13 protein-coding genes are annotated in these 15,860 nt (G+C 72.1%); 10 read left to right on the forward strand and 3 right to left on the reverse strand.

The features are described from left to right. Window positions 1-59 precede the first annotated feature (59 nt). Complete coding sequence (gene mfd / locus NW895_RS38735; protein WP_289941772.1) at window positions 60-3,593, forward strand: transcription-repair coupling factor; 3,534 nt, start codon at window positions 60-62, stop codon at window positions 3,591-3,593. Window positions 3,594-3,611: 18 nt separating this feature from the next. Here the strand turns inward: mfd and NW895_RS38740 are convergent, their stop codons facing one another. Beyond that, entirely contained in the window at window positions 3,612-3,983 is a 372-nt protein-coding gene (locus NW895_RS38740; protein ID WP_289941884.1) for a MerR family transcriptional regulator, read from the reverse strand. Window positions 3,984-4,039: 56 nt separating this feature from the next. Further along, on the reverse strand, window positions 4,040-4,786 hold the full coding sequence (locus tag NW895_RS38745) for an SDR family oxidoreductase (protein ID WP_289941774.1): 747 nt from the start codon (window positions 4,784-4,786) through the stop codon (window positions 4,040-4,042). 354 nt (window positions 4,787-5,140) lie between these two features. On the opposite strand from NW895_RS38745, the gene NW895_RS38750 reads away from it, so the two are divergent. The 3 genes from NW895_RS38750 to NW895_RS38760 all read left to right on the forward strand — a co-directional run bounded on the left by NW895_RS38750 (window position 5,141) and on the right by NW895_RS38760 (window position 7,276). Further along, window positions 5,141-5,824: an HNH endonuclease family protein gene (locus NW895_RS38750; protein ID WP_289941885.1), complete on the forward strand. Its 684-nt coding sequence runs from the start codon at window positions 5,141-5,143 to the stop codon at window positions 5,822-5,824. 63 nt (window positions 5,825-5,887) lie between these two features. Then, window positions 5,888-6,421 (forward strand): NUDIX domain-containing protein, encoded by a 534-nt coding sequence (locus tag NW895_RS38755; RefSeq protein ID WP_289941775.1) that lies wholly within the window; start codon window positions 5,888-5,890, stop codon window positions 6,419-6,421. Window positions 6,422-6,532: 111 nt separating this feature from the next. Beyond that, window positions 6,533-7,276 (forward strand): GNAT family N-acetyltransferase, encoded by a 744-nt coding sequence (locus tag NW895_RS38760; RefSeq protein ID WP_289941777.1) that lies wholly within the window; start codon window positions 6,533-6,535, stop codon window positions 7,274-7,276. 75 nt (window positions 7,277-7,351) lie between these two features. On the opposite strand, the gene NW895_RS38765 is transcribed toward NW895_RS38760, so the two are convergent. Continuing rightward, window positions 7,352-8,038 carry a hypothetical protein gene (locus tag NW895_RS38765; protein WP_289941778.1) on the reverse strand — a complete coding sequence of 229 codons (687 nt, stop codon included), beginning with the start codon at window positions 8,036-8,038 and terminating at the stop codon, window positions 7,352-7,354. A gap of 191 nt (window positions 8,039-8,229) precedes the next feature. On the opposite strand from NW895_RS38765, the gene NW895_RS38770 reads away from it, so the two are divergent. The 6 genes from NW895_RS38770 (at window position 8,230) to NW895_RS38795 (ending at window position 15,830) form a co-directional block, all read left to right on the forward strand. Further along, the gene (locus NW895_RS38770) at window positions 8,230-10,566 is read left to right on the forward strand and encodes an N-6 DNA methylase (protein WP_289941779.1); all 2,337 of its coding nucleotides are present in this window, start codon (window positions 8,230-8,232) and stop codon (window positions 10,564-10,566) included. Window positions 10,567-10,724: 158 nt separating this feature from the next. Beyond that, a complete protein-coding gene (locus tag NW895_RS38775) occupies window positions 10,725-11,378 on the forward strand; it encodes a hypothetical protein (protein WP_289941780.1) in 654 nt (217 codons plus the stop codon). Window positions 11,379-11,416: 38 nt separating this feature from the next. After that, window positions 11,417-12,913, forward strand: a complete 1,497-nt coding sequence (locus NW895_RS38780; protein ID WP_289941886.1) for a serine/threonine-protein kinase — start codon at window positions 11,417-11,419, stop codon at window positions 12,911-12,913. Window positions 12,914-13,076: 163 nt separating this feature from the next. Continuing rightward, window positions 13,077-13,904 carry a glycoside hydrolase domain-containing protein gene (locus NW895_RS38785; protein WP_289941781.1) on the forward strand — a complete coding sequence of 276 codons (828 nt, stop codon included), beginning with the start codon at window positions 13,077-13,079 and terminating at the stop codon, window positions 13,902-13,904. Window positions 13,905-14,100: 196 nt separating this feature from the next. Next, complete coding sequence (locus NW895_RS38790; protein ID WP_289941782.1) at window positions 14,101-14,748, forward strand: SurA N-terminal domain-containing protein; 648 nt, start codon at window positions 14,101-14,103, stop codon at window positions 14,746-14,748. Window positions 14,749-14,828: 80 nt separating this feature from the next. Continuing rightward, window positions 14,829-15,830, forward strand: coding sequence for a nucleoside triphosphate pyrophosphohydrolase (locus NW895_RS38795; RefSeq protein ID WP_289941784.1), 1,002 nt, complete (start codon window positions 14,829-14,831; stop codon window positions 15,828-15,830). Window positions 15,831-15,860 lie beyond the last annotated feature (30 nt).

The following is a 15,860-nucleotide window of genomic DNA, read 5'->3' on the forward strand; positions in this document are numbered from 1 at the left end:
GCCCGCCCAGCGCGTCGGGCCCGTCGTGTTGCCCGCCCCCGGACGAAAGCCGCCCCCGAATGAGCCTGCACGGTCTGCTCGACGCCGTCGTCAAGGACACCGCCCTCGCGGAAGCGATCAAGGCCGCCGCAGACGGCAACCGCATGCACGTCGACCTGGTCGGCCCGCCGGCGGCCCGCCCCTTCGCGGTCGCGGCCCTGGCCCGCGAGACCGGCCGCCCGGTGCTGGCGGTGACGGCGACGGGACGCGAGGCGGAGGACCTGGCCGCCGCCCTGCGCTCCCTGCTCCCGCCGGAGGGAGTCGTGGAGTACCCCTCCTGGGAGACCCTCCCGCACGAGCGGCTCAGCCCCCGCAGCGACACCGTGGGCCGGCGCCTCGCCGTCCTGCGCCGCCTCGCCCACCCCACCCCCGACGACCCCGAGACCGGCCCGGTCTCCGTCGTCGTGGCCCCGGTACGGTCCGTGCTGCAGCCGCAGGTCAAGGGCCTCGGCGACCTGGAACCCGTCTCCCTGAAGACCGGCCGGACCGCCGACCTGAACGACGTGGTGGACGCGCTGGCCGCCGCCGCGTACGCGCGCGTGGAGCTGGTCGAGAAGCGCGGCGAGTTCGCCGTACGGGGCGGCATCCTCGACGTCTTCCCGCCCACCGAGGAACACCCCCTGCGCGTCGAGTTCTGGGGCGACGACGTCGAGGAGATCCGCTACTTCAAGGTCGCGGACCAGCGCTCACTGGAGGTCGCCGAGCACGGCTTGTGGGCGCCGCCCTGCCGTGAGCTGCTGCTGACCGAAGAGGTCCGCACCCGCGCGCGTGCCCTCGCCGAACAGCACCCCGAGCTCGGCGAACTCCTCGGCAAGATCGCCGAGGGCATCGCGGTGGAGGGCATGGAGTCCCTGGCGCCCGTCCTCGTCGACGACATGGAGCTGCTGCTCGACGTGCTGCCCAAGGGCGCCATGGCCCTGGTGTGCGACCCGGAGCGGGTACGCACGCGTGCCGCCGACCTCGTGGCCACCTCGCAGGAGTTCCTGCAGGCCTCCTGGGCCGCCACCGCCGGCGGTGGCGAGGCGCCCATCGACGTCGGCGCGGCCTCCCTGTGGTCCATCGCCGACGTCCGGGACCGGGCCCGCGAGCTGGACATGATGTGGTGGTCGGTGTCGCCCTTCGCCGCCGACGAGGAGCTCGACGCTGACACGCTCAAGCTCGGCATGCACGCCCCCGAGACCTACCGCGGCGACACCGCCAAGGCACTCGCCGACACCAAGGGCTGGCTCGCCGACGGCTGGCGCACGGTCTTCGTCACCGAGGGCCACGGCCCGGCCACCCGCACCGTCGAGGTGCTCGGCGGTGAAGGCATCGCGGCCCGCCTGGACGTCGATCTGACGGAGCTCAGCCCGTCCGTCGTGCACGTGGCGTGCGGCTCGATCGACTACGGCTTCGTCGACCCGGCGCTGAAGCTCGCCGTGCTGACGGAGACCGACCTGTCCGGCCAGAAGGCCGCCGGGCGCGACGGCGCCCGCATGCCCGCCCGGCGCCGCAAGACCATCGACCCGCTCACCTTGGAGGCGGGCGACTACATCGTCCACGAACAGCACGGCGTCGGCCGCTACATCGAGATGGTGCAGCGCACCGTGCAGGGCGCGACCCGCGAGTACCTGGTCGTGGAGTACGCCCCCGCCAAGCGCGGCCAGCCCGGCGACCGCCTCTACATCCCCACCGACCAGCTGGAGCAGATCACCAAGTACGTCGGCGGCGAGGCACCCACCCTGCACCGCCTGGGCGGCGCCGACTGGACCAAGACCAAGGCCCGCGCGAAGAAGGCCGTCAAGGAGATCGCCGCCGACCTCATCAAGCTGTACAGCGCGCGCATGGCGGCGCCGGGACACGCGTTCGGGACGGACACCCCCTGGCAGCGCGAGCTGGAGGACGCCTTCCCGTACGCGGAGACGCCCGACCAGCTCACCACCATCGCCGAGGTCAAGGAGGACATGGAGAAGTCGGTCCCCATGGACCGCCTGATCTGCGGCGACGTCGGCTACGGCAAGACGGAGATCGCGGTGCGGGCCGCCTTCAAGGCCGTACAGGACGGCAAGCAGGTCGCCGTCCTGGTACCCACCACCCTGCTCGTACAGCAGCACTTCGGGACGTTCAGCGAGCGGTACGCCCAGTTCCCGGTGACCGTGCGGGCACTGTCCCGGTTCCAGACCGACACCGAGGCCAAGGCGGTCCTGGAGGGTCTGCGCGAGGGCTCGGTGGACATCGTCATCGGCACCCACCGGCTGTTCTCCTCGGAGACGAAGTTCAAGGACCTGGGCCTGGTCATCGTCGACGAGGAGCAGCGCTTCGGCGTCGAGCACAAGGAGCAGCTGAAGAAGCTGCGCGCCAACGTCGACGTGCTGACGATGTCCGCGACCCCGATCCCGAGGACGCTGGAGATGGCGGTCACGGGCATCCGCGAGATGTCGACGATCACCACGCCCCCCGAGGAGCGGCACCCGGTCCTGACCTTCGTCGGCCCGTACGAGGAGAAGCAGATCGGCGCCGCGATCCGCCGCGAACTGCTGCGCGAGGGCCAGGTCTTCTACATCCACAACCGCGTCGAGTCGATCGACCGCGCGGCGGCCCGCCTGCGCGAGATCGTCCCCGAGGCGCGCATCGCCACCGCCCACGGCCAGATGTCGGAGTCGGCCCTGGAGCAGGTCGTCGTCGACTTCTGGGAGAAGAAGTTCGACGTGCTGGTGTCGACGACGATCGTCGAGTCGGGCATCGACATCTCCAACGCCAACACGCTCATCGTGGAGCGCGGCGACACCTTCGGCCTGTCCCAGCTGCACCAGCTGCGCGGCCGGGTCGGCCGGGGACGGGAACGCGGCTACGCCTACTTCCTCTACCCGCCGGAGAAGCCCCTGACGGAGACCGCCCACGAGCGGCTGGCGACCATCGCCCAGCACACCGAGATGGGCGCCGGCATGTACGTGGCGATGAAGGACCTGGAGATCCGAGGCGCCGGAAACCTGCTGGGCGGCGAGCAGTCCGGTCACATCGCGGGCGTCGGCTTCGACCTGTACGTCCGGATGGTCGGCGAGGCGGTCGCCGACTACCGGCGCCAGCTGGAGACCGGCGAGATCGAGGAGGAGCCGCCGCTGGAGGTCAAGATCGAACTCCCCGTCGACGCGCACGTCCCGCACGACTACGCCCCCGGCGAGCGGCTGCGCCTCCAGGCGTACCGCGCCATCGCCTCCGCCAACACCGAGCAGGACATCGCCTCCGTACGCGAGGAACTCGTCGACCGCTACGGCAAGCTGCCCGAACCGGTGGAGAACCTCCTCCTGGTGGCCGGTCTGCGCATGCTCGCACGCGCGTGTGGCGTCGGCGAGATCGTCCTGCAGGGCACCAACATCCGCTTCGCGCCGGTGGAGCTGCGCGAGTCGCAGGAACTGCGGGTCAAGCGGCTGTACCCCGGCACCGTCATCAAGCCGGCGGTGCACCAGGTGCTGGTGCCGCGCCCGAAGACCGCCAAGGTGGGCGGCAAGCCGCTGGTCGGGCGGGACCTGCTGGCGTGGGTCGGGGAGTTCCTGACGACGGTGCTCGGGTCGTAGCCCCGTTCCCGGGCGCTGTCAGGCCACCGGCCGTACGCGGGCGCCGGTGGCCTGACGCAGGGCCGCCGCCAGCCGGTCGCGCACCGCGACCTGCGCGGCGATCCGGGCGTCCATCACGGCGAGGCGTTCGGCGGCGACCTGAAGTGCCTTGTCCGAGGCGGGGCCGGCGGTGACGTCGCCGTCCAGGCACGGCAGGAACACCTGTACGTCGTCCAGGGTGAGCCCCGCGTCCAGGAGATACCGGATGTTGCGGACCCGGACGGCCGTACCGGCGTCGTAGAGCCGGTAGCCGTTCGCCGCGCGCTCGGAGGTGATCAGCCCCGCCTGCTCGTAGTGGCGCAGGGCGCGCGGTGTCGTACCGGTCGCCTCGGCGAGCTCTCCGATCCGCAGGGGGCGGGCCGTACGGGGCCGTTCCGGGTGATCCAGCCGTTCCATGCGGATCAGTGTCATGTGACGAGAGCGCCGCCGTCCACCGGGAGGACCACCCCGGTGATGAACGAGGCCTGCGGGGACGCGAGTTGGGTGATGGCCCAGGCGACCTCCTCCGGCCGGCCCACCCGGCCCAGCGGGGTGTGCTCCAGCTGCCACTCGCGGATGGCGGCGCGCTGCTGCGAGGTGTAGCCGGCATGGTCGCCGATCGGCGTCTCGATCGCGCCGGGCGCCACGGCGGCGACGCGGATCCCGCGCGGCGCCAGCTCGACCGCCCAACTGCGCGTCAGCACCTCCAGGGCCGCCTTCCCCGCCGCGTACAGGGAGTTGCCGGGCCAGCCGCGCTGCCCGACGGCCGTGGTCACGTTCACGACGGCCCCGCGGCTCTCCTCCAGGGCCGGGAGCGCGGCCTGGGTGAGCAGGACAGGGGCGAGGAGGTTGGTCGCGAGCAGGGTCTCCGCCGACGCGCGGGTGTACGTGCGCAGTGATTCGGTGGTGACGATCCCGGCGTTGTTGACCAGGACGTCGATGCGGCCGTGGCGCTCCAGCGCGGTACGGACGACGGTCTCGGGGCCGTCGTCGGCGGTGATGTCCGCCGCGAGCGGGGTGATGCGGACCTCGTCGTACGAGGCGGTCTCCGCGAGGGGCGCCGCGCGGCGGCCGACGGCCACGACGTGGGCGCCCTGAGCGGCGAACGCACGGGCGGTGGCGCGGCCTATGCCGGTGCCGGCGCCGGTGACGAGGACGGTGCGGGGCGTTGTCATGGGGGGATCGTCGGACCCTGACGCCGGTGTCAAGGTCAAGACAGCTGCGCGGCCTTGCCGGTGTACGACCAGGTCGTCACCCTCTCCGGCCCTGGCGGAAGGGCACCCAGCAGTGGGACGCTGCCCAGCGCATCGCCTTCGCCGACGGCCTTGTGCCGGTGGTGCAGATGTCTCACGGTGATGTGTCTCAGGAGCGGGGAATCCGTACCGTGAGGCGTGTTTCCCGTGCTCGGTAATGGTGGGTGGAAGGGTGGGGAAGTGACGGGACGGACGATCCGGGCTTCCGGTGTCAGGGCCGCCGGCTGTGTCGTGCTGGCGCTCGGGGCAGTGCTTTCAGGTTGCAAGGCAAGCGACCTGCCCAGCGGGAACGGTTCGCCGGAGGCCGGCCCGTCGGCCTCGGACAGCCGCGGTACCAGTCCTCTGGCTGACCCGGACGGCACGAAGCCCGGGCTGGCGGCGATCTCCTCCGAGAAGGACCGGGCGACGGCACGTCAACTGATCTCCAAGCTGTCCACCAAGGGGCGGGGACCGAAGACCGGGTACGAACGTGACAAGTTCGGGTACGCGTGGATGGACACGGCGGACGGCGTGCCGCTGGCGCGGAACGGCTGTGACACGCGAAACGACTTGCTGAAACGTGATGGCCAGGACGTTCGGTTCCGCGCCGGTTCCGACTGCGTGGTCGTCTCGATGAAGCTGCACGACCCCTACACGGGCAAGGACATCGCCTGGAAGAAGGCCCGGGCCACCGAGGTACAGATAGACCACGTGGTGCCGCTCTCGTACGCCTGGCAGATGGGCGCGGCTCACTGGGACAAGGAGAAGCGAGAGCGGCTGGCCAACGACGTGTTGAACCTGCTGCCCGTCTCGGGCTCCACGAACTCGGCCAAGCGGGACTCGGGGCCGGCGTCCTGGCTGCCACCCGACAAGGCAATCCGCTGCTCGTACTCGGTGCGGTTCGCGCAGGTGGCACTCAAGTACCAACTGCCCGTCACCACGGCGGACAAGAACATGATGCTCCAGCAGTGCGGCGCTTGAGCTTCCAGCCGTTGCGCGGCCATGCGGGCACTGCTGTCAGAGGGGTGTGCAACGGTGTGCGCCATGGGCGAGCTCGTGGAGCAGGTCGACGATCAGGACCGGGTACTCGGAGTCGTCGAGCGAGACGAGGCGGTGCGACGTGGGTGGCTGCACCGCGTCTCGACAACTGTCTGCCGTCGTCCTGACGGGCGGATCCTGGTGCATCGACGGCCGCGTACCGTGTCCCGCTTTCCCGGGCATTACAACTGGCTTGTGGGCGGTGCCGTGGACGTCGGCGAGTCCTACGAGGATGCGGCAGCACGCGAACTCGTTGAGGAACTGGGCGTCAGAGCGTCACCGAAGTTCCTCTTCAAGTACCTGTGTCGTGGGGCCATCAGTCCTTACTGGCTCGGCCTCCACGAAGCGGTGCTCACGGACGAGCTCGTTGTGGACCCCTCGGAGATCGCATGGCTCGAGTGGCTCACCCCCGAGGAGTTCTCCGAGGCCAGGCAGCGCTGGACCTTCGTCGAGGACGGGCTCGATGCGTGGCAGCGTTACCTTCAGCAGGCGGAGAGCACGCCGGGACGGCGTGGTGAGTCAGGGCCACTTCGACGATGAGCCCGCGGCGCTCCCGGGCGCCTTTGAGCTGCCTGAACCTCCGCCTCCGGCTTCGCCGACGACACGTGAAAACCGCTTTCGAGCGCCCGGATCGGTGCCTACGGTGAGCGCATGGAGCTGACGGTATCGAGCCTCGCCGAGCGTCCCGAGATGGTGCAGCCGGTCCTCGGGATGGCGGACAGCTGGCCGGAGTTCGTGGTCAACGACCCTGTGGGCAACGCCTATTACCCCCAGATCGCCACGGAGTTCCCGCAGTACGTGCTGTTCGCCGAGGACGAGCGGGGCGAGGTCGTCGCGCACGCCCACAGCGTGCCCTTCGCTCTCGACGTGGAGGGCCGCGGCGAACTGCCCGCCCGCGGCTGGGACGAGGTGCTCGTGTGGGCCTTCTCCGACCTGCGCCGCGGCATCCGGCCCGACACCGTCAGCGCGATCTCGATCGTCGTCGCCCCGCACATGCAGGGCCGGGGACTGTCCGCCCGGATGCTCGCGGCGATGCGCGACCAGGCCCGGTCGAGCGGCTTCCGCGAGGTCGTCGCGCCGGTCCGGCCCAACGCCAAACACCTGGAACCGCACACGCCGATCGAGGAGTACGCCCATCGCGTCCGCCCCGACGGTCTGCCCCACGACCCCTGGCTGCGCGTGCACGCCCGGGCCGGCGCCACCATCGACTCGGTGGCACCGGCGTCCATGACCGTGTCCGGCTCACTGGAGCAGTGGCGCCGCTGGACGGGGCTGCCCTTCGACACGGCGGGCGACATCGAGGTGCCCGGCGCACTGGTGCCGGTGCGCTGCGAGCCGGAGCGTGGTTACGCGGTGTATGTCGAGCCCAATGTGTGGATGCGGCACGGCTTGTAGTCCGTCGCGGTACGGCCTTCAAAGAGCTTCAAAGAGCTTCGAGGAGCTTCGAGGAGCTTCAAGGCACCTCAACCGTCAACCGGTCTTCTTCCAGTCCTTGCAGCCGGAGGTCTTGAAGTAGGCGTCCGAGGCGCTGATGGTGACGACGGCCGTGCCGTTCACGTTGTTGTTCGCGACGATCGAGTCGACCGAGTGGTCGGCGTCCTTGGCGCGCTCCCAGTAGCAGGAGTCATCGGCGTTGCCGGTTGACTTGTAGGTGCCGGGGGCGATGTCGGCACCGACCCTGAACATGCCGCCGTCACCGGCCATCTTCGAGGCGGGGGAGCCCTTCGCCTTCGGGTCGACGGCCTCCCAGTCGTTGCAGTCGCTCGACTTGAAGATCTTGTCGGTGGCCTTGACGGTGACGTAGCTGGTGCCGGTCACGTTGTCGTTGGCCAGCAGCGAGTCCGTCTCGCCGGAGGCGTCCTTGGCCCGCTCCCAGTAGCACATGCCGTCGGAGTTGCCGGTGGTGCGGTAGGTGCCGGGCTTGATGTCCGCACCGACCTGGAAGTCGCCGTCCCCCTCGAACGCGGCCTTCTTCTCCGCGGCCTGCGCCTTGCCCGTGTCCTTCTTGCCGCCCGGCTTCTGCTCGGCGGACGCCGGGGAGTCCTTGCCGCTACCGGAGCCGCCGCCGTCTCCGCTGCCACCGGTGTTCGCCGACACGGCACCGATGACGACGACCCCCACGACGGCGCCCAGCGCCACCTTGCCCTTCACGCCCATGACTATGTCCCCTCCCAAGGCGGCAACCGCCGCTGCTCGGCGATTGCTCGTTCGCGAGGTCAATGAGAGCAGAGCTTGTGAACCGAGTCAACACGGTTCACGGAGTTGGGTGAGTGCACGGCCGTGAATGCTCGGATCACGCGTACGCCGGTATGCTCGACGCCACACACGGGATGAGGGGAGCGTGGCGGGTGCAGGACAACGCGACAGAGGTGACCGCCGCCGGGATCGCACGGCTCGCCGGCGTCGGCCGCGCCGCCGTCAGCAACTGGCGCCGTCGGCACGCGGACTTCCCCAAGCCGGTGGGCGGTACCGAGACCAGCCCCTCCTTCGCCCTCGCCGAGGTCGAGGCGTGGCTGCGCCGGCACCGCAAACTCGCCGAGGTCCCCTTGCGGGAACGCGTCTGGCAGCAGCTCGCCGGGCATCCCGAAGGACCCGTCACCGCCCTCGCGCACGCCGGCTGTGTCCTGCTGCTCATCCACGACCGGCCCACGGTCTGGCTCGAGGTGAGCGCGGGCTCCGACGAACGGCTCGCCGCCATGCTGCCCGGTGCGCTGGAGCAGGTGCTCACACCGCGGTTCGGAGCGGCGCGCGGCGGGCAGCGGGTTCACAGCGAGTCGGCCAGGTCTCATGTTCACACCGGGGCCGCGGGGACGCCGGTTCACACCGGATCGGCCGAGCGGTCGGCGTCGACCGTGAATCGCTCATCTCCTGTGAATACCGAGCCGCCGGTTCACAAAGTGCCGCCGGCTGGCGGCGAGCCCGGTGTGAACCCTTCGCCCGGCGTGAACCCTCCGCAAGGCGTGAACCCCCCGCCCACCGTGAACGCCTCGCCCGGCGTCGCCTCAGCCGGCACCACCCCGCCCCCCACCCACACCCGCCCCGCCGCCCTGGCCCCCACCGGCCCCGAACTCCTCCCCTCCGCCCCCCTCCTCCGCGGCGCCGCCGAGCTGGCCGCCGAGCTCGGGGCCCGGCAGGCCTTCGAGTTCCTGCTCGGCCGGCACCTCGACGCCAACCCGCGCCAGTACACCCTCACCCCCGCCGACCTCGCCGGCCTCATGGCCGACCTCGCCGACCTCACCGGCCCCGCCCGCACCGTCCTGGACCCGGCCTGCGGCACCGGCGCCCTGCTGCGCGCCGCCGCCCCCCGCCCCGAACAGGCCGACCGGGAGCTGTACGCCCAGGACAGCGCCCCCGAGCTCGCCGCGCTCACCGCACTCCGGCTCGCCCTGCACACCCGGGCCGCCGTGCGCGGCGCCGTCGGTGACACCCTGCGCGCCGACGCCTACCCGGAGCTGCGGGCCGACGCCGTCCTGTGCCATCCGCCGTTCAACGAGCGCAACTGGGGCCACGACGAACTCGCCTACGACCCCCGCTGGGAGTACGGCTTCCCGGCCCGCAACGAGTCCGAGCTGGCCTGGGTGCAGCACGCGCTCGCCCGCCTCAGGGACGGCGGCACCGCCGTCCTCCTCATGCCGCCCGCCACCGCGTCCCGCCGCTCCGGCCGCCGTATCCGCGCCGACCTGCTGCGGCGCGGCGCGCTGCGGGCCGTCGTCGCCCTGCCGGTCGGCGCGGCACCGCCGTACAACATCCCGCTCCACCTGTGGGTGCTGCGGCGGTCCGAGAAGGCGCCCGCGCAGCCGGAGGTGCTGCTCGTGGACGTGGGGCAGTTCGGCGGTGAGGGACGCGGCGGTCCGGACTGGCGGAGCGTGCGGGACGCCGTCCTCGACGCCTGGCGTGTCTTCGACCGGGCCGGGCGGATCGACGAACGGCCGGGCATCGCCCGTTCCGTGCCGGTCATCGAACTCCTCGACGACGACGTCGACCTGGCCCCGGCCCGCCATCTCCCGCCCCCGACGGCCGCCGACGGCGCCGAACAGCTCACCGACGTACGCGCGCGTCTCGGCGAGACCCTGCGTCTGACGACCGACCTGACCCCGCCGCCCGCCGACACCGCGCGGCCCGCACCCCGCTGGCCGCACACCACCGTCAGCGAACTCGCGCGCGCAGGTGCCCTGGTGATGCGCACCGGCGGGAACGGTGGCCACGCGCGCGTGCCGGTCCTCACCGACCACGACGTGGTCTCCGGAACCGGCCCCTCCGGCACGCTGCCCGAGAGCGACGAGGAGGCCGTGCTGACCGAGCCGGGCGACGTCGTCGTCCCCGTGGTCGGCGGCGGCTCGGTGGCGCGCGTCATCGACGACACGACCGCAGGCGCCGCCCTGGGGCGCAACCTCGTGCTTCTGCGCCCCGATCCGGCGGCGCTCGACGCGTGGTTCCTCGCCGGGTTCCTGCGCGGCACCGCCAACAACCGCCAGGCCAGCAGCTATGCCTCCACGGCCACGCGCCTCGACGTGCGCCGCCTCCAGCTGCCGCGGCTCCCGCTGGACGAACAGCGGCGCTACGGCGCGCGTTTCCGTGCCCTCGACGAGTTCGAGCGGGTACTGAGGCTCGCGGGCCGGCTCGGCGAGCAGCTCGTGCGCGGGATGTACGACGGCCTCACGGACGGAACGGTGGCACCCGACTGAGTCCGTCCCGGCATCCGAGGCGATCAGGTCCCGGTGCCAGAAGTGATCAGCACGACAACGGTTCGGTACAACCCGTGACCGATTGTCCGTGTCGGCCTATACGCTCGGACTTCCAGCAGAGCACCCGACCTTTCCACCAAGCCGGTCCAGGAGCAGTCATGTACGGCCACGGCGCGGCGCCGCCCTCCCGCAGCGCGGCAACCGTCATCACCCTGCGCGTGCTGTTCGCCGCCGCCGGTTTCCTCACGTGCGGGGTGCTGGCCTGTGTTCCGCTGTTCCGGGTCGCGATCCTGCGCGGACGCACCCTGGACTGGGCGGCGGCCTGGGTGAGCCTGCCCCTGACGATCGCGTGCTTCGCGGTGGTCGGCTCGCTGCCGGAGAGCGACCGCCGGACCGACATCGCGCTGGCCCTGGTCCTGCTGATCGGCGCCGCCTCCACCGCCTACTTCCTGACCGTGGACATCCGCTTCCACCACGAGCTGGAGCAGACGGCGGGCCACGCCCCGGCCCGGGCCCCGGCCGTGCATTCCCCGTACGGCTACCCGCAGCCGGCGTCGCCGTACGCGGCCACGCCCGCCCCGCAGCCCCCCGCGCACCACACGCCCATACCCCAGGCCCCGACGCCGCCGGCCCCCGTACCGCAGCCGCCGTCGCCCCACGACGCCGTGCCCCCCGGCCCCGTGCCGCCGCCCCCGCCCCAGCGCCCCGCGCCCGCCCGCATCGACCAGGTACGCGCCGAACTCGACGAGCTCAGTGACTATCTGCGCAGGCAGGAAGGGCAGCACGGCGGCAACCACGAGGGCGGAAGGTGACCGTGGCGGCAGGACGAGTCGTGGCCGGCCGCTATGAACTGTCCACGCTCATCGGACAGGGCGGCATGGGACAGGTCTGGACGGCGTACGACCAGCGGCTCGACCGGCGCGTGGCGGTGAAGCTGCTGCGCCCCGACAAGGTGGCCGGCCAGGAGGCCGACGAGCTGCGCCGCCGCTTCGTGCGCGAGTGCCGGGTGACCGCGCAGGTCGACCACCCCGGCCTGGTCACGGTGCACGACGCGGGCAGCGAGGGCGAGGAGCTGTTCCTCGTCATGCAGTACGTCGACGGCGCCGACCTGTCCGACCACCTCGCCGAGCACGACCCGTACCCGTGGCAGTGGGCGGTCGCGGTCGCCGCGCAACTGTGCGCGGTGCTGAGCGCCGTGCACGCCGTGCCGATCGTCCACCGCGACCTCAAGCCGCGCAATGTGATGGTGAAACAGGACGGCACGATCACCGTGCTCGACCTCGGCGTCGCCTCCGTCATGGACGCGGACACCACCCGCCTCACCCACACCGGCACACCCATCGGCTCGCCCGCCTACATGGCCCCGGAGCAGGCGATGGGCGGCGCGGTCGGCCCCTACACGGACCTGTACGCGCTCGGCGTACTGCTGCACGAACTGCTCAGCGGCGACGTGCCGTTCGCGGGTTCCACGGCGCTCGGCGTGCTGCACCGGCACCTGTACGAGCCACCGCTGCCCGTGCGCCGCCTGCGCCCCGAGGTGCCGGAGGCCCTGGAAGCTCTCGTCCTGCGCCTGCTGGCCAAGGATCCGCAGCACCGGCCCGCCTCCGCGCAGGAGGTGTACGAGCACCTGGAGCTGCTTCTGCCCGCGCGCGGGACGCCGACCGGGGCGCCCCTCGACCCCACACGCCCCTTCCTGCGCCCGCACGCGCCCTGGCCGGACCGTGCCCGCACCCCCGCGCCCCAGCCCGCCCCGGCCACGCCCGTGGCCGAGACGGCCGGGAAACCGGACGTCGCCCGGGCCGTGGACGAGGTCAAGCGCCTGCTGGGCGAGGGCCGTATCACCCAGGCCGTCGACATCCTCGGCGCGATCCTGCCCGCCGCGGCCGAACAGCACGGCGAGCACTCCCCGGTGGTCCGCACCCTGCGCAAGCAGTACGCGGCCACGCTCATGGACGACGGCCAGTACCGGCGCGCACTGCCCGAACTGCGCCGCCTCGCCGACGAACGCGCCGCCGAGGCCGGCCAGGCCGACCCGCAGTCCCTGCGCTTCCGCTATGACGCCGCCCAGTGCCTGGAGCAGCTCGGCGAACCGGCGGCGGCGCTCGCCGAGTACCGGGCACTGCTGCCGTACTACGAGAACCAGTACGTCTCCGCCGGCGACCCGGAACTCGCCCACGACGTCCGCCGCCGCATCGGCCACCTCCTGCTCGCCCTCGGTGACCGCGCCGCCGCCCACGACACGCTGGTCCGGCTGCTGCACGACGTGGAGCGCACCCACGGCCCCGCGCACCCGCTCGCGGCGGAGATCCGGCGGACCCTGCAGTGGCTGGGACAGGTGCGCGGCTAGCTTTTGCCATGCGCTGGGGCAATCCTGAGCCGCAATGAGGACGGCGTTTTCCCAACCCGTCGGCCGCCGGGTTAGGTTGCCACCTGTTTTCACTCGCCGCACGTGCCGTCCCGGCCGTGCCCGGCGAGGTCATCGCACACGCACATCAGGGGTGGGGTCGGTCATGTCCAGCCATCGGCAGTCCAAGAAGCGCAGATACATCACCTGGGCGGTGGCGGGCGCCGCCGTCGTCGCCGGTGCCGGTATCGCCGCGCAGACCTCCATGGCCGCCACCACCTGGCCCGCCCAGCGCACCTACACCGGCCGCGCCTTCGACACCTGCGCCGCGCCTTCCCTGTCCGCGATGAAGGCCTGGCACACCGGCTTCTACGGCGCCGCCGCCGTCTACGTGGGCGGCAAGAACCGGGGCTGCGCCCAGCCCAACCTCACCGCCTCCTGGGTGAAGTCGGTCAGCTCGATCGGCTGGAAGCTCATCCCCCTCTACGTCGGCGCGCAGCCGCCCTGCCAGACGGGTTCCAGCCCGGAGAAGCTCACGGCCACCACGGCCGCCTCCCTCGGCGCACACGACGCCGCCGACGCCGTGGCCAAGGCCTCCGCGCTCGGCATGAAGGCGGGCAGCCCGATCTACCTCGACATGGAGCCGTACGACATCGCGGACAAGGCGTGCAACGACGCCGTGCTCACCTACGTACGGGCCTTCACCAAGGGCCTGCGCGCCAAGACGTACCGCGCGGGCCTCTACGGCTTCAGCAGCTCCAGCGCCAAGGCCGTCGCCACCGCCACCAACCGCACCGACCTGCCGGGCAACCTCTGGTACGCGCTGTGGGACAAGCAGAACACCACGACCGCGGACTGGCCGTGGAGCAAGACCCTGTACACCGGCCACAGCCGCGGCCACCAGTACATGGTCAACAGCAAGGAGACCCGCGGCGGCTACACGATCACCGTGGACCGCGACGCGTGGGACGCGCCCGTGGCGATCACCGGCTGACGGTCGTCGAGACCGGGCGGCGCGGCGGTGCCCGAAGTCGTCGCGAATCGTTGGTCGAATGGGTTGGCCAGAGCTTGGCCACTGCCTACCATCGATCACCGCAAGACTTTGTGCGCCCGCCCGTCGCCCGACCACCACCCCTCAACGAGGCGCTGCGCGCCGCACCTGTCTGTTGCAATCTCCTCGGGAGGTCTCCTTGCACCGCCGCCGTCGCACCGCGCTCCTCCTCACCGCCGCGATCGCCGCCGCGGCGCCCCTTCTCACCGCCTGCGGAAACGACGCGCGTCCCGGCGCGGCGGCCATCGTCGGCGGTCAGCGGATCACCGTCGCGCAGCTGGAGGAACGGGTCGGCGAGGTGCGCGCGGCGCAGCGGGCGGCCGTGCAGAACGACGCCCAGTACCAGCAGGCCGTCGCCCAGACCGGCGGCCTCACCCGCGACACCCTGCACAGCATGGTCCTGGACCGGGTGCTGCACCGCGCCGCCCAGGACGCGGGCGTGACCGTCACCCGCAAGGAGGTCCAGCAGATGCGGACGTCCCTGGAGCAGCAGGCCGGCGGCGCCGAGTCGCTTCAGGCGACGTGGCTGCAGCGGTACGGCATCGCCCCGGAGCGCCTCGACGAGAACCTCCGCCTCCAGCTGGAGGCCCAGAAACTCGCCGAGAAGCTCGGCACCGACACGAGCCGGCCGGCCTTCTGGAAGGCCCTGTCCGAGGCCTCCAGGTCACTGAACGTCGACCTCAACCCGCGCTACGGCACCTGGGACGTCCAGAAGAGCAGCCGCGTCGACGCGAAGACGCCGTGGCTGCGGGACGTCTCGGCGACGGGCACGCAGCAGACGGCGTAACGCCCCCCCCCGGGGCTGTGGCGCCCCCGGCCCTGTGGACAACCCATGGGGCTGTCCGCGGGGTGGGATACGTTCGAAGTGTGAACGCAACCAGTCCCACCAGCCCCGAAGACGCCGCCGGCCGCATCGTCCTGCTCACCACCAGCCACCGCGTCGCGCCCGGACTGCTGTCCTGGCCCGCCTGGCAGGCGCTGCACGCCGCCGACCGCGTGCTGTGCGCGGACGGCGCCCATCCGCAGCTGCCGTATCTGCGCGAGGCGGGGATATCGGTTCAGGAGGCGTCCCCGACGGCCGAGGACCTGGTCGACGCCTGCGCGGGCGGCCGCACGGTGGTGGTCGTGGCGACGGGCGAGGGCGAGCCGGTTCTGACGGACGGCCTGGCGCGCCTCGCGGGCTCCGGCCGGGTCCGCATGCCCGAGCTGGAGCTGCTGCCCGCCTCCTACGACCTGCCGGGCGCCCGCCTGCTCGACCTCGTCCAGGTCATGGACCGCATCCGCGCCGAGTGCCCCTGGTCGTCCCAGCAGACCCACAAGGGCCTGGCGAAGTACGGCATCGAGGAGGCCTACGAGCTCGTCGAGGCCATCGAGGACGGCGACCGCGACGAACTGCGCGAGGAACTCGGCGACGTCCTCCTCCAGGTCGTCTTCCACGCCCGCATCGCCGAGGAAGGCCGCCCGGAGGACGGGGCCGACCCCTTCTCCATCGACGACGTGGCGGGCGGCATCGTCACCAAGCTCATCCACCGCCACCCGCATGTCTTCGGCGACGAGACCGCCGCGACCCCCGAGGAGGTCAAGGAGCACTGGCGGCGCACGAAGGCCGTGGAGAAGCAGCGCACCTCGATCACGGAGGGCATACCCCTCGGCCAGCCCGGCCTGGCCCTCGCGGCGAAGCTGGCCTCCCGGGTGCGCACGGCGGGCCTGGAGGTGCCCCTCCCGCCGGTCGAGGGCATCGGCTACGAGCTGCTGGCCCTGGCGGTCCGTGCCGAGGCGGAGGGGGTCGACCCGGAGGCGGCGCTGCGGGCGGCGGCCCGTGCCTACCGGGACGCGATCAGGCAGAGGGAGGCGGGCGCGGAGGGCTGACACCAGTCGCCGGCGGGTGCCGCCCCCGCC

The organism is Streptomyces sp. S.PNR 29, assembly GCF_030386795.1.
In the GTDB taxonomy this organism is placed as follows: domain Bacteria; phylum Actinomycetota; class Actinomycetes; order Streptomycetales; family Streptomycetaceae; genus Streptomyces.

Excerpts from the sequence above, each read along its gene's own strand:
- NW895_RS38765 (WP_289941778.1), bottom strand. The coding sequence starts at position 8,038 with ATGGGCGTGAAGGGCAAGGTGGCGCTGGGCGCCGTCGTGGGGGTCGTC.
- NW895_RS38755 (WP_289941775.1), top strand. The coding sequence starts at position 5,888 with ATGGGCGAGCTCGTGGAGCAGGTCGACGATCAGGACCGGGTACTCGGA.
- NW895_RS38760 (WP_289941777.1), top strand. The coding sequence starts at position 6,533 with ATGGAGCTGACGGTATCGAGCCTCGCCGAGCGTCCCGAGATGGTGCAG.
- NW895_RS38785 (WP_289941781.1), top strand. The coding sequence starts at position 13,077 with ATGTCCAGCCATCGGCAGTCCAAGAAGCGCAGATACATCACCTGGGCG.
- mfd (WP_289941772.1), top strand. The coding sequence starts at position 60 with ATGAGCCTGCACGGTCTGCTCGACGCCGTCGTCAAGGACACCGCCCTC.
- NW895_RS38775 (WP_289941780.1), top strand. The coding sequence starts at position 10,725 with ATGTACGGCCACGGCGCGGCGCCGCCCTCCCGCAGCGCGGCAACCGTC.
- NW895_RS38745 (WP_289941774.1), bottom strand. The coding sequence starts at position 4,786 with ATGACAACGCCCCGCACCGTCCTCGTCACCGGCGCCGGCACCGGCATA.